General features: G+C 29.2%; 12 protein-coding genes. 7 read left to right on the forward strand and 5 right to left on the reverse strand.

The features are described 5' to 3' along the window. Positions 1–7: 7 nt before the first annotated feature. The 4 genes from P2G10_RS06295 to P2G10_RS06310 form a co-directional block, all read right to left on the reverse strand. Positions 8–2776, reverse strand: a complete 2769-nt coding sequence (locus P2G10_RS06295) for a TonB-dependent receptor (protein WP_275315720.1) — start codon at positions 2774–2776, stop codon at positions 8–10. Positions 2777–2796: 20 nt separating this feature from the next. Next, the gene (locus P2G10_RS06300; protein WP_275315721.1) at positions 2797–3636 is read right to left on the reverse strand and encodes a GLPGLI family protein; all 840 of its coding nucleotides are present in this window, start codon (positions 3634–3636) and stop codon (positions 2797–2799) included. Positions 3637–3708: 72 nt separating this feature from the next. Further along, positions 3709–4539 carry a GLPGLI family protein gene (locus P2G10_RS06305; RefSeq protein WP_275315723.1) on the reverse strand — a complete coding sequence of 277 codons (831 nt, stop codon included), beginning with the start codon at positions 4537–4539 and terminating at the stop codon, positions 3709–3711. A gap of 2 nt (positions 4540–4541) precedes the next feature. Continuing rightward, positions 4542–4889, reverse strand: coding sequence for a hypothetical protein (locus P2G10_RS06310; RefSeq protein WP_275315725.1), 348 nt, complete (start codon positions 4887–4889; stop codon positions 4542–4544). A 122-nt stretch (positions 4890–5011) separates the two neighbouring features. On the opposite strand from P2G10_RS06310, the gene P2G10_RS06315 reads away from it, so the two are divergent. From P2G10_RS06315 to P2G10_RS06325, 3 genes are read left to right on the forward strand one after another with little or no spacing between them, the layout of a single operon-like run. Next, positions 5012–6592, forward strand: coding sequence for a sensor histidine kinase (locus P2G10_RS06315; RefSeq protein ID WP_275315726.1), 1581 nt, complete (start codon positions 5012–5014; stop codon positions 6590–6592). Then, complete coding sequence (locus tag P2G10_RS06320; RefSeq protein WP_218771423.1) at positions 6585–7265, forward strand: response regulator transcription factor; 681 nt, start codon at positions 6585–6587, stop codon at positions 7263–7265. Before P2G10_RS06315 ends, P2G10_RS06320 begins: the two co-directional genes overlap by 8 nt. 44 nt (positions 7266–7309) lie before the next feature. Beyond that, on the forward strand, positions 7310–7936 hold the full coding sequence (locus P2G10_RS06325) for a deoxynucleoside kinase (RefSeq protein ID WP_255555929.1): 627 nt from the start codon (positions 7310–7312) through the stop codon (positions 7934–7936). Here P2G10_RS06325 and P2G10_RS06330 read toward each other — a convergent pair. Beyond that, positions 7928–8662, reverse strand: coding sequence for a TrmH family RNA methyltransferase (locus P2G10_RS06330; protein WP_275315728.1), 735 nt, complete (start codon positions 8660–8662; stop codon positions 7928–7930). The genes P2G10_RS06325 and P2G10_RS06330 overlap by 9 nt on opposite strands. Before the next feature lie 73 nt (positions 8663–8735). On the opposite strand from P2G10_RS06330, the gene tamL reads away from it, so the two are divergent. The 4 genes from tamL (at position 8736) to rpsO (ending at position 13785) form a co-directional block, all read left to right on the forward strand. Further along, positions 8736–11186, forward strand: a complete 2451-nt coding sequence (tamL, locus tag P2G10_RS06335) for a translocation and assembly module lipoprotein TamL (RefSeq protein ID WP_275315730.1) — start codon at positions 8736–8738, stop codon at positions 11184–11186. A 92-nt stretch (positions 11187–11278) separates the two neighbouring features. Continuing rightward, positions 11279–12346, forward strand: a complete 1068-nt coding sequence (gene fbaA / locus P2G10_RS06340; protein ID WP_218771427.1) for a class II fructose-bisphosphate aldolase — start codon at positions 11279–11281, stop codon at positions 12344–12346. 160 nt (positions 12347–12506) lie between these two features. After that, positions 12507–13364 (forward strand): acetyl-CoA carboxylase, carboxyltransferase subunit beta, encoded by an 858-nt coding sequence (gene accD / locus P2G10_RS06345; RefSeq protein WP_275315731.1) that lies wholly within the window; start codon positions 12507–12509, stop codon positions 13362–13364. A 151-nt stretch (positions 13365–13515) separates the two neighbouring features. Beyond that, a complete protein-coding gene (rpsO, locus tag P2G10_RS06350) occupies positions 13516–13785 on the forward strand; it encodes a 30S ribosomal protein S15 (protein ID WP_218771429.1) in 270 nt (89 codons plus the stop codon). The last annotated feature ends 185 nt before the right edge of the window (positions 13786–13970 follow it).

A 13970-nucleotide genomic window follows, 5' to 3' on the forward strand; every position in this document is an offset into this window, starting at 1 on the left:
TGTACTGCTATAAATTATACTTTATGGTAAACATTGCTATTCTTGGTTGAATTACATAAGTAGAATTACTTACAAGAATATCGTTACTACTGTTTTGATTTAATCCGGCTGAGTCTAATAAATTGGTAGCACTTAGTTTATATTCCCATTTACTATCTTTTTTTTGATAGGTTAAATCAGCTCTTAAAAACCCATATTCATCAATAGTTCTTCCTTCATTAATTACTTTATTAAAAGTATACTTAGATGTAAAGATAAACTCTTTCAAAAAGAAGATATCTAAGTTCGCATAAGGACTGTGTGTGGTAAACGAATTTTTAATTCCTCCAATATCAGAGTTATTTATTGATACGTTATAACCTACATCAAAATTTGGTGCATTTTTAAAGTTTGTACTAAACCTTGATGTATATGATTGTGATAAGGTTTTTGTTAATCGGTTTGCAGCTACACTCGTTTGACGGTTGGTAATTAAACTGTTCGACTTAGCATGTGATACATTACCTCCTAAACGCACTTTAAACTTTCTAAAACTTTTTTGAAAATTTGCTCTCGCAGAAATTGTTTCATCAGGAAAAGCAGAATTTACAGATGTTCTAACACTGTTTACATCAATAAACTGTGTATTACTTTTTATTACATCTATACGTTTGCTATAATTAATAGAACCAAAAATATTAGTGTAATTAAACATATTAAAACTAAAATAATTCAAACTTACATTGTGATATAAAGAATTTTCTAACTCTCTATTACCCGAATATAAACTATTGTAATTATTAAATACATAACCTTCTGCTAACTGATTTACATCTGTAAAATTCGTTTGCATATTATATCTTAATCGTAAAGTTTCAGATTTTTTTAAGCTAATTTTTATCGAAGCATCAGGTAAAATTTTCGTGAAACTATTTTTTACTTCAGAACCTAACTGTGTGTTTTTAGAAATATAATTATGCGCTGTAAAACCTTGATCAAAAGTAAAAATACCTGTTATAAATTTATAATGTAAACCTGCGTATATATCACTAAATGTAAAATCTACATCATTTTGACTAGTAATTTGACTAATCGTATTTTTGTTACCTCCTAAAATTTCGAAAATATCTGAATTAAATTGTTGGTTACTTTGCGTGGTACCTAAAGTGATATTTAAATTACTTTTAGGGTTTATAATATAAAAGTAATCTAATTTAGCATCAAATTTATTAGTTTTTATTCTCTTATTCTGACCTAAATTAAACGGATTTGCATTTATATCTGCACCTATTAAATTAGCAAAAGATAATTTTTCTAATTCTGCATTGTAAAAAGGATCTTCATCTTGCCATAAATGCAGCGCTTCAAAAGCAAAAATATTTTTTTCATTTAAAGTATAATAATATTTTAAATTTTGATTGATAGAAAACGGACTCTGTTCTGAAATTTGATTAATAGGCACTATTTCATCATCAGCATTTAAATAAGTCCTAGATGACAAGGTGTTTTGCAACTGTTTTTGCTTAGATATTTTAGCAAAAATATCATAATCAAATTGATTATCGCTATTAGGTTTATAGCTCGAGCTTATTTTAAACAATCCTAAATCACTTGTTTGATTAGTGGTGTTTTCTGTTTGTTCTGTATCAATATATTTAATAGATGACGGATCGTTTTCGTTATAAGCTGGCACATTATTTCTGTCTACTCCTGCATTAGAATACACACTGCTTGTTGCCTCTTCCATATCTGTTTCATTGCCTGAATAAATTGCAAATCCGCTTAGATCCCATGTTTTCTTTGGAGAATAGCTAAAGTTCACCGCACCAAATTTAGATTCAATTTCTTTTGCTCTATTATTTCTTAGTGTTAAAAACGAAATATCACTAGAACCTACATTAAAATTTGTTCCGTTATTTTCGCTTAAACCTCTAAAACCACCAGTAAATTTAAAATAATCTCTCATTGTAAATGGCACTTCTCCTATGTCATTTACATCGGTTATAATATTTACACTGTATTTTGGATTGTAATAAAATAACTTTGGTGTTGCTATGTATCTGTTATCAGTCATTCCTACACCCAAACCTGCTGTTACTTCTCCGAACCAAAAGTTTTTCTTACCTTCTTTTAATTTAATATTGATTACAATGTTGTCTTCATTATCGGTTACACTACGCATTTGCCCAACTTCACTGTGATTTTTTAAAACCTCAATTTTATCAATAGCATCAGCAGGAATATTTTTTGTTGCTATTTTTGTATCACCATCAAAGAAATCTTTTCCTTCAACCATAATTTTTTTAACAGCCTTACCTTCTACCTCAATTTCACCATCATCATTTACTTCAACCCCTGGAAGATTTTCTAAGACATCTCCTAGTTTTTTTTCTGTTCCGTTTTTAAAACTATCTGCATTATAAACAATCGTATCTCCTTTAATTGTAACGGGCATTTTATAGGTAACATTTACCTCATCTAAACTATCATCTATTCCTAAGCTGATATCTTTAACAACATCAACATCTTCAGTTTTCACAAATACATCAGCTGTTTTAAAACCAATATAACTTACTTTTATATTATAGCTTGTGTTTTTTTTAAGGTTTAATTTATAGTTTCCGTTAGCATCAGTAAAACCATATGAATCTAATTTTTTAGTAACCGTATTAATCGCTATTGCATTTGCCATTTCTAAAGGGCTCCCAATACTATCTTTAACAACTCCTTTAAGTGTTATTTGGGCATTAGTAATCCATGTAGTCAATAAAATGACTATTAGTAATATTTTTTTCATGTGTATATTATTTTGTTTTTTTAGAATCGACCGCCTCTTCCGCCGCCTCTTCTTCCACCTCTAAAACGATCTCTCATTTCTTCCATCTTCTCTTTCATCATTTTAGTATATTCTTCTCTAGTAACTTTCTTTCCTTTTTCAGGTTTTTCAATTTCTATTTTTTCAGACGGATTCATTGTTATTTCTGAACATAAAATTGTTGTTCTACCTTCATTAATCTCTAAAATTAAACCAGGTAAACCCCAATAATTTCCAGGACCGTTACTAACAGGTATTTGTGGTGTATACCAAGCGGTAACTAATATTTGTTTTGGTGATTCCTTTTCAACTTTTGTTGAATCTTTTTTAGCCTCATCTCTTCTAGGTCTTCGCATACTTCTCCAATCAAAAGCATCATTTTCTTTAACTAAAGTTGCTTTATAACAAGTGTAATTACCTATTTGTCTCGTTTCACTTCCTAATTCCCAGTTTGGTTTTTTGGCAGCTTCAGAAATTAAAAAGTTTTTACCAAAAAACTCTGTCGATTCTAATAAGACTCCTTCCTTTACGTTCTTATATTTTGTTCCTCCACCTGAAAAACCACCGAATCTTGAACCCCTTCCTCCTGTTGTTGGTGCTGCTAATTTTTCTTCTTCTTTATAAATTGATTCTTCTCTGGTAAAGCTTAAAACAAATGTTTTTTCCAACATACTTTTCAGACGTTGCATAATTTGTTTTTTTCGTTCTTCAGACATTTGTCTTCCTCCAAAATCGCTATTCATTGTTGTTTTGGATTGATACACTGCTTTACCCTGAAAATTAGCCTGTGAAAAAATCGTAATAGAAATACACAGAAAAAAGATGGTTGTAAATTGTTTCATTTTTGCTTTTTAATTTTATAACTCTTAATTGTAATTAAGTGTTAGACTTAACAAAACTGAAAAGGTTTAATTTTAACCTTGTATTTCTATGCTAAATGAATTGCCATCTTTACTTTTACGCTTACTTTTAAAACGTTCCATCATTTCTTTAGAATGCTTTTCCATTATTTTATCAAATTTTTTCTGAGTAACTTTTTTTCCTTTTGATGGTTCTTTAATCTGAACTTTATCTGACGGATTCATTACTATTTCGGTACAAACTATTGTTTGTTTTCCGTCTTGAATTTCTAAAATCAACCCTGGCAATCCCCAAAAACTCCCAGGACCGTTACTTACTGCCACTTGTGGTGTATACCAAGCAACAGTTTCTATGGTTACTTTTTCTTTTTTCTCTTCTCTTTCTCCATCAGTCATAGAAAAAGAAGTTCTTGTTTCTTCTCTTTTCTTTGTTGCTTTATAACAAGTATAATTACCTATATTTTTGGTCTCGCTTGTCATTTCCCAATCAAAATCAGTTAGTTTGTCTTTAATAAGAAAACGCTTCCCACTAATTTCAGTTTTATTTACAAATCGTTTATCAGCAATGTTTTTATATAAAACATCGGTTCCACCACCATTACCCATAATTTTAATGCTTACTCCGTTTTGAGCCTGTGGAGCAGATAATGCTGCATTTTGTTTATAAGTAGATTCTGTTTTGCTAAAATTTAAAGTATATGTTTTTTGAAATTGTTTTAACAATTGTGCTTGTAATTGTTTTTGAAGATCTGAATTGCCTCCTTTTTTATCTTTCATTTTAAAATCTACCTTTCTATGCGTTTTATAAGTTGCTTTTCCTTGAAAACCTTGTGCATAAATTGAGATACTTAAAAACAGTGTTATTATAGCTATTGCTTTTTTCATTTTTATAAATTTTCTAATATTTTAATTGTTTTCTTTACTACTTTAATTGTTTCATTTAAATCAGACAATTTGCCCTCTACCTGAAAACTATGTTTATATTTTAAGTTAGAGTCCTTTTTGTTATTCTTAACCTTAAAACCTAAAATTACTTTTTCTTCATTATCTGTATTTTCGTTAAAGACCTCTTTTACATCATCCCAATTGATACTTTTTAATTCTTTAATAGAATCAACAGTTAACACTATTGTTGTTATGTTACTTTCTTTTATCTCTGCTGTTGTTGTATTATCTTCTTGAGAATATATAATGCTAGAGAGACTAATTAATAATATGGTAATAATTTTTTTCATGTTAGTTATCTTTTAAATTTTATACTACAAATATGAACAGATTAATATTTACTTTAAGTTAACCAATGTTAACGAGTGTTAAGCCATTATTGTAATTACAGCTAACTACTTATCTTTGAAACATGGAAAACAAAAAACATCGTTGGATTTTATATTTTATCATTATAACGATACTAACCACCGTTAGTGTACAGTTATATTGGAACTATAAAAATTATGAACAAAATAAACAGCGTGTTTTAAATGAAATTCAACTAAGCTTAGATAATTCAATTGAAGCTTACTACGTAAACCTTTCTAAAAAAAATCATTTTGCAATTGTAGAGCCAGAAAAACTTACTGCTTCCGATAAATTAAAAAAAGATAAAATTTGGAAAGACATATTTAAAACATCAGGATTAAAAAAAAGAAAAAAGCAAAATCACCTAAAAAAAGATAGTCTTTCTTTTAAAATAACTTCTATTGAAATAAATAGTGATGATAAGGATTTTAAAAAAATGGATTCCTCTTTTATAGAATCTATTTTTAATAAACAAGAGATTAACTCTACACCAATAAAAAGTAGTGTAAAAGTTTCTAAAAATATTTTTTCGGATATAAAACCTAAAAAGACAGAAAATATTCAAGTTTTCTTAGGTAAAAAAGCCACTGATAGTTTAAAATTGATAAAAGGGTTACAAACTATTTTTATAGCGATACAAAACGACACTATAAATTATAAAAATATTGATTCGATTCTATCAAAAGAACTTATTAGTAAAGGAATTAACACTAAATATTATTTTAATCACTTAAAAAAAGACACACTTTTTTACAGCAACAAAACCAACACTACAAAATCGTTTCTTAAAGCTGAATCAAAATCTACCTATTTAAAAGCTGATGAAAAATTTAACCTCTATTATAAAAACCCAACATACGAGGCTTTAAAAAGAAGCTCTACAGGCATCATTTTGTCCCTACTATTATCGCTTGCTGTAATTTCTAGCTTATTCTATTTATTAAAGGTCATCAATCAACAAAAAGAATTAGCTGAAATTAAAAACGATCTAATAAGCAACATTACGCACGAGTTTAAAACGCCCATTACAACAATTTCTACTGCTATTGAAGCTATTGATAATTTTAATATGATTAACGATAAAGAGAAAACTAAAAAATACCTTTCTATTTCTTCGGTTCAACTTAAAAAACTACATCAAATGGTAGAGAAATTATTAGAAACAGCAACTTTAGATAGTGAGAATTTAATGTTGCAAAAGGAGCCGATAAATATTATTGATTTAGTTGAGAAAATATCCCAAAAGCATCAGCAAATATTGATTGATAAAAACATTTATTTCTCAACAAATATTGCTACATTAACTACAGAAATAGATGTATTTCATCTTGAAAATGCAGTTTCTAATCTTATCGACAACGCCATAAAATATGGAGGAGATACGATACAAATAAATATAGTATTTGTACCAAGCAATATCGAAATTTCGATTACTGACAATGGAATAGGGATTGAGAAAAATCAACAAGAAAAAATATTCGAAAAATTTTATCGAGTTCCGAAAGGAAACACACACGACGTAAAAGGTTTTGGAATTGGCTTATATTATTCTAAAAAAATCATAGAAAAACACAACGGCTTCCTTTCTTTAACTTCAAATTCAAAAGAAACTACTTTTAAAATTACGCTGCCAAATGAGTAAAAAAATAAAATTATTGTTAGCAGAAGACGAGCCTAGTTTAGGGCAAATTATAAAAGAAAGTTTAGAAACGAGAGATTTTGAAGTCTTTCATGCCCAAGACGGCGAACAGGCCTTTAGTTTATATAAAAAAGAGCTACCAGATGTGTTGGTTTTAGATGTTATGATGCCAAAAAAAGATGGTTTTACTTTAGCCAAAGAAATCCGTTTAGAAAACAAACATATTCCTATTATTTTTTTAACAGCTAAATCACAAACGAAAGATGTTTTAGAAGGTTTTGAACATGGAGGCAACGATTATTTGAAAAAACCTTTCTCTATGGAAGAACTTATTGTTCGTGTTCATTCTTTATTAAATAGAACTCAGTTAAAAACAACTTCTGATAAATTAAGAATTGGTAACTTCATTTTTAATCACAGCAAACAAACTTTATTTTTTAATTCAGAACCTGAATTACTAACCCACCGAGAATCTGAATTGTTATTTCATCTTTATCAAAAGAAAAACGAAATATTAGATCGTTCTTTTATATTGAAAAAATTATGGGGTAATGACGATTTTTTTAACGCACGCAGTATGGATGTATTTATTTCTAAATTACGTAAGAAATTAAAACACGATGAAAATATTCAAATTGTAAATGTACGAGGATACGGATATAAATTGATGTGCTAAAACCTTTTGAAATCCCTTTTTTTATGTAATTTTACCATCTTGAAATATCTAAAAATATGCATGTAGCAATTGCCGGAAATATAGGCGCAGGTAAAACAACATTAACACAATTATTAGCAAAACATTATAATTGGGATCCACATTTCGAATCGGTAGATGAAAATCCTTATTTAGATGATTTTTATGCTGAGATGGAACGTTGGTCTTTTAATCTGCAAGTTTTCTTTTTAAACAGCCGTTTTCGTCAGGTTTTAGAATTAAGACAATCTGGTAAAAAAATTATTCAAGATAGAACAATCTATGAAGATGCTCACATTTTTGCACCCAACTTACATGCAATGGGTTTAATGACAAATCGTGATTATAGCAATTACTCTTCTTTATTTGAATTAATGGAAAATTTGGTAACTCCGCCAGATTTATTAATTTATTTACGTGCCGATATTTCTACACTTGTTGGACAAATTCACAAACGTGGTAGAGAGTATGAAAACTCTATTAGCATCGATTATTTAAGTCGATTAAACGAACGTTACGAAGCTTGGATTAGTAAATACACCAAAGGAAAACTATTAATTATAGATGTTGATAATTTAGATTTCGTTAAAAATCAAGAAGATTTAGGTTCTATTATCGATAGAATAGACGCTCAAATTAACGGATTATTCTAAACCTCTTTTAAACTCGCTTAATAAAATAGCAGTTGCTGTAGCAACATTTAAACTTTCTGTTTGTTGAATTTCACCAAACCTAGGAATGGTTAATTTGTGCTTTACAATTGCTGAAATTTCTGCTGAAATTCCGTTTGCTTCATTCCCCATTACTAAAACAGCTTTTTCTGGCAACGATGCTTTGTACACATTATTTCCGTCCATATCTGCCGTGTAAGTTGGCAATTGTGTACTAGATAAAAAATCAGGTAAATCAACATAAGAAACATTAACTCTCGTTAAAGAACCCATAGTAGATTGCACTACTTTCTGGTTATAACAATCAACAGTATTTTTAGAGCAAACAAGCTCTGATACTCCAAACCAATCGCATAAACGGATAATAGTTCCTAAATTACCAGGATCATTCACTTCATCTAAAGCAATTATTAATCCTGTTTCATTAGTTTGCTTTGCTTCGGGTATTTTAAATAACCCTAAAACTTTATTCGGATTTTTTAAAGTGCTAATTTTTTTTAATTCATTATCTGATATAACAGTACACACTATTTCATTCGAAACAACAAAAGATTCATCTACCGTAAAAACATGCGATGCTTCTAAAGAAGAGTTTAATAATTCTTTTACAACCTTTATTCCCTCCGCTACAAATAATTTATGCTTTTGGCGATACTTTTTTTGCTGTAAACTTGTTATTAACTTCAGGTTGCTTTTAGATAAACTCATTAAATCTTTTTTAACACATTATAACCACTAAAAATTAGTATTTTTGATCTTTAAAATACGAGGCGTAAAGTTAATGAAAAAACTTTCTTTCTTCTTTTTATTAGTAGTCTTATTCAGTTCGTGTAATACGATAAAATATGTAAAAGAAAATGAGTTATTACTAACAAAAAACACTATTTATGTTGATAGTGAAAAAAACTCAGACGAAAACATTACTGAATTACTTATACAACGACCTAACGCGAAAGCTTTAGGCATCCCCTTATCGCTATATTTTTACAACTTAGGAAACCCAGAAGGCCCACAAACGCCTACACAATGGGGTAAACAAAAACCAAAAACATATTCCTTCTTAAAAAGTGCTTTTTCTGAAAAGCAAAGTATCTCTGTTGCTAAAAGCTTTATTGGCTTTAATAATTGGTTTTTAAATAGTGGTGAAGCTCCTGTTGTTATTAATGATAAAAAAACAAGAAAAACAGTAGCCAATTTAAATGCTTATTTTCAAACCGAAGGTTATTTCCGTTCGCGTGTTTCTTCTCAAAAAGATTCTGTAGGTAATAAAAAGGGAGCCATATCTTATAATATATCAAAAGGTAAACCTTCTTTTTTAGATACAATTAGCACAAAAATATCTTCTCCTGTTCTTGATGTAATATATAAAGACTTAAAAGAAAAAAGTTTTCTTAAATCAGGAGACCAATACAAGGATGGTAATTTTATTAAAGAGGCAAATCGATTAGTTAATTTATTTAGAAATAAAGGAGTATTCCATTTTAATGAAAATTATATTTCTTTTGAAATAGACACCCTAAAAAACTATCAAAAAGCAGATGTTGATATTAACATTTCTGATAGAGTTGTTCCTTTTAAAATTCAAAAAATAAAAAAAATAAACGTCTACACCGATTACACTTATAACGAAAGAAATTCCGTTCATAAAGATTCTGCTTCCTATGAAGGTATTAATTTTTATGCACATAAAAAATTAAAATACAATCCTAAGTTCTTATCACAATCGTTATTTATTAAACCTAACGCCGTTTATGATGATGTTTCTAGAAATTTAACACGTACGCATTTAAGAGGGTTAAAGAACTTTAAAGCTACTTCTATTCGTTATAATGAATTAAATGATCATGAATTAGAAGCGGATGTTTTTTTAACTCCGATTGAAAAATACACTTTGGGTTTAGATACTGAACTTTCTCGATCTAATATTAGAAATTTTGATGTTTCTTTAAAGTTTTCAGTTACAAACAGAAATACTTTTAAAGGTGCTGAAATTTTTAAACTATCGACTTTCGGATCTTACTTTAATTCAAATAACGGACCTGGTTGGGAAGTTGGTGCTGATCTTTCTTTAGAAGTACCTCGTTTTATGGCTCCTTTTGGGTTACATAAACTTGTGCCTAAAAAAATGTTTCCTAGAACAAAGTTTTTTGTGGGTGGTGGTATTCAAAAAAATATAGGTCTTGATAATCAAAATATTTCTGTGGGTATTGATTATAAATGGAAATACAATGAACAGAAAACAATTCAGTTAGAATTTTTTAATACACAATATATCCGAAACTTAAATATTGATAATTATTTTAATATATATGCTTCAGAATACTCTAAATTAAAAACTGTAGATGACGCTACAGCTGCATACACGCTGCCTGCTAACAATTCTAGTAACTCTGCAGATATTCTTCAATTTATTAGAAACGTTGCCCAAGATAATTCTTTTGCAGTCACAAATCCTGCAGAATATCAAAACAACCTTAATATTTTTAATCGCTACAACATAATTACTTCTGATTTTTTAATTCCTGAAATAGCTTATAGTTACACGTATAATAACCAAGAAAATGCTAAAGACGCAAACTTTTCTTTTCTAAAGCTAAGAATTGCCAATTCAGGAAACATTATGGGTTTATTATCTAACGAAACAAACGACAGAGGGCAAAGAACAGTTTTTAAAATACCTATTGCTCAGTATTTTAAAACAGATATAGAATATAAGAAATATTGGAATCTTGGTAACAACACTGTTTTAGCACATCGAACTTTTTTAGGAGCAATTATAACCTACGACAAATCTAACATTCCATTTTCTCGTAGTTATTTTGCAGGAGGGTCAAACGATATTAGAGCTTGGAGAACATATGATTTAGGACCAGGAACTAGAAAACCAGGATTAGAATATAATATTGGTAGTTTAAAATTTTTATCGAGTTTTGAATATCGATTTAATGTATTAGGTTCTTTAAAAGGAGCTTTATTTGTTGATGCAGGAAATATTTGGGACATTACTAATTCTCAATTCACTGAAGAAAGTACTAAGTTTAAAAATATAAAATCTTTAACTAATATGGCGGTTGGTTCTGGTTTCGGACTTCGTTATGATTTTAAGTTTTTAATAGCACGATTAGATTTAGGCTTTAAAGTACATGAACCTTATTTAGAGAATAATAAGTGGTTTAAGAACTTCGATTTCTCTAGCTCTGTATTAAATATAGGAATTAACTACCCTTTTTAATTTTTATTATCAATTCACTTGCTGTTATTTCTTATTAATACGTTGAAAATTTCTTATTTTTGATGCGCTAAACACAACTAAAAACAAATAAAATGGCTCATACTATTAAGGCTGGTGTTGCTACCGGTAAAGAAGTTCAAGCAATATTTCAATTAGCTAAAGATAAAAATTTTGCATTACCTGCTGTAAATGTTGTAGGTTCTAACACCGTAAACACTGTTTTAGAAACTGCAAAAGAATTAAACTCACCAGTAATAATTCAGTTTTCTAATGGTGGAGCTCAATTTAATGCAGGTAAAGGTTTATCAAACGAAAATGAAAAAGCTGCTATTGCTGGGGCTGTTGCAGGAGCAAAACATGTGCACTTATTAGCTGAAGCTTATGGAATTCCTGTAATATTACATACAGATCATGCTGCTAAAAAATTATTACCTTGGATTGATGGTTTATTAGATGCAAGTGAGCAGTTTTATAAAGAAACAGGAAAATCTCTTTATAGTTCTCATATGATAGATTTATCTGAAGAACCTATTGAGGAAAATATTGAAATTTGTAAAAAATACCTAGCTCGTATGAGTAAAATAGGTATGACTTTAGAAATTGAGTTAGGAATAACTGGTGGTGAAGAAGATGGCGTAGATAATTCTGATGTTGATGTTTCTAAGTTATACACACAGCCAGAGGAAGTTGCCTTTGCTTATGAAGAATTAATGAAAGTAAGCGATCAATTTACAATCGCTGCTGCTTTTGGTAATGTTCATGGAGTTTACAAGCCGGGTAATGTGAAATTAACACCGAAAATTTTAAAGAACTCTCAAGAATATATTTCAAAAAAGTATGATGTTCCTCATAATACAATTGATTTTGTTTTTCATGGCGGATCAGGTTCTACTTTAGAAGAAATAAGAGAAGCAATTGGTTACGGAGTTATAAAAATGAATATTGATACTGATTTACAGTATGCCTTTACCGAAGGTGTACGTGATTATGTTTTAGATAAAAAAGAATACTTGGCTACTCAAATTGGTAATCCTGATGGAGCTGACAAACCTAATAAAAAACACTACGACCCTCGTAAATGGCTAAGAGAAGGCGAGTTAACATTTAAGACACGTCTTAAAAAAGCATTTGAAGATTTAAATAATGTAAACACTTTATAGTATTCATAACTTCTAAAAAACAAGCACTTAGAATAATCTAAGTGCTTTTTTTTTATTTATCAAAAGTAAAGTTCACAAAAATCATTTACATTTGTCGTCAGCTCTTTTCTTAAAATATAAAGAGTTAACCAAAAACAAACAACAAAATATAAACTAAACTATGGCTTGGTTTAAACGTACAGACAAAGGGATTCAAACCCCAACCGAAGAAAAAAAAGACACGCCTAAAGGCTTGTGGTATAAAACACCTAGTGGTAAAGTAATAGATACTGATGAACTAAAGAAAAACTTATATGTAAGTCCTGAGGATGGATACCATGTTCGTATTGGAAGTCATGAGTATTTCGAACTTTTTTTTGATGACAATAATTTTGTTGAATTAAATGCAACTTTAACATCAAAAGATCCTTTAAAATTTGAAGACACTAAAAAATATCCAGATCGCTTAAAAGCGGCACAAAAGAAAACTGGTTTAAAAGATGCTGTTCGTACAGCTGTAGGTAAATCTTACGGAAACAATATCGTTATTGCTTCTATGGATTTTGCTTTTATCGGTGGATCTATGGGAAGTGTTGTTGGAGAAAAAATAGCAAGAGCTATTGATTATGCTATCAAAAACGAACTTCCTTTTTTAATGATTTCAAAATCTGGAGGAGCACGTATGATGGAAGCATCATTATCTTTAATGCAATTAGTAAAAACATCAGCTAAATTGGCACAATTAGCAGATGCTAAAATTCCGTACATATCATTATGTACCGATCCAACTACTGGAGGAACAACAGCTTCATTTGCAATGTTGGGTGATATTAATATTGCTGAACCTAATGCTTTAATTGCATTTGCGGGGCCACGTGTTGTAAAAGACACAACAGGTAAAGAATTACCTGAAGGTTTTCAACGATCTGAATTTGTATTAGAACATGGTTTCTTAGACGGGATTTACGAACGTAAAAACTTAAAGAAACAAGTAAATTTATATATAGACTTGATTCAGAATCAACCTATAAGAGCATAAAAAAAAGCTAGCTAACGCTAGCTTTTTTTTTGTTTTCATCCTGCTTAAAAACACTCATTTCTATACATTTCAAATAAAAAAATATTTGTACATTTGCAGCATCAATAAAAACATTATTGGTGTACATAAAAATCATTTAAATAATATTGGAATGTATTTAACAAAAGAAGTAAAAGAAGGATTATTCGAAAAACACGGTAAAGGTAAAGCTGATACTGGTACTTCGGAAGGACAAATTGCATTGTTCACATTTAGAATCAACCACTTAACTGAGCACTTAAAAAGAAATCGTAAAGATTTTAATACAGAGCGTTCATTAGTAAAGATGGTAGGTAAGCGTAGAAGTTTACTAGATTACTTAAAGAAAACAGAAATCAACAGATATCGTGCGATTATCGTAGAATTAGGAATTAGAAAATAATTCTCACAAAAAAGAGGCTCTATAAACGTGCCTCTTTTTTATTTTAAAAAAAGTTCATTTCTATCTAACTAATAGAAATTTATATAAAAAACTCAAGATTTTTAACAACAATTTTGAATTTCCATTGCAACAACAAACAATAACAACATAACAACAAACAATTTAAAAATTTAGAATTAAAATTT

The sequence above is a fragment of the Tenacibaculum bernardetii genome (genome assembly GCF_029125915.1).
In the GTDB taxonomy this organism is placed as follows: Bacteria; Bacteroidota; Bacteroidia; order Flavobacteriales; family Flavobacteriaceae; genus Polaribacter; species Polaribacter bernardetii.

Coding starts and splice junctions, on each gene's coding strand:
- P2G10_RS06295 (WP_275315720.1), bottom strand. CDS start 2,776: ATGAAAAAAATATTACTAATAGTCATTTTATTGACTACATGGATTACT.
- P2G10_RS06300 (WP_275315721.1), bottom strand. CDS start 3,636: ATGAAACAATTTACAACCATCTTTTTTCTGTGTATTTCTATTACGATT.
- P2G10_RS06305 (WP_275315723.1), bottom strand. CDS start 4,539: ATGAAAAAAGCAATAGCTATAATAACACTGTTTTTAAGTATCTCAATT.
- P2G10_RS06310 (WP_275315725.1), bottom strand. CDS start 4,889: ATGAAAAAAATTATTACCATATTATTAATTAGTCTCTCTAGCATTATA.
- P2G10_RS06315 (WP_275315726.1), top strand. CDS start 5,012: ATGGAAAACAAAAAACATCGTTGGATTTTATATTTTATCATTATAACG.
- P2G10_RS06320 (WP_218771423.1), top strand. CDS start 6,585: ATGAGTAAAAAAATAAAATTATTGTTAGCAGAAGACGAGCCTAGTTTA.
- P2G10_RS06330 (WP_275315728.1), bottom strand. CDS start 8,662: ATGAGTTTATCTAAAAGCAACCTGAAGTTAATAACAAGTTTACAGCAA.
- tamL (WP_275315730.1), top strand. CDS start 8,736: ATGAAAAAACTTTCTTTCTTCTTTTTATTAGTAGTCTTATTCAGTTCG.
- fbaA (WP_218771427.1), top strand. CDS start 11,279: ATGGCTCATACTATTAAGGCTGGTGTTGCTACCGGTAAAGAAGTTCAA.
- accD (WP_275315731.1), top strand. CDS start 12,507: ATGGCTTGGTTTAAACGTACAGACAAAGGGATTCAAACCCCAACCGAA.
- rpsO (WP_218771429.1), top strand. CDS start 13,516: ATGTATTTAACAAAAGAAGTAAAAGAAGGATTATTCGAAAAACACGGT.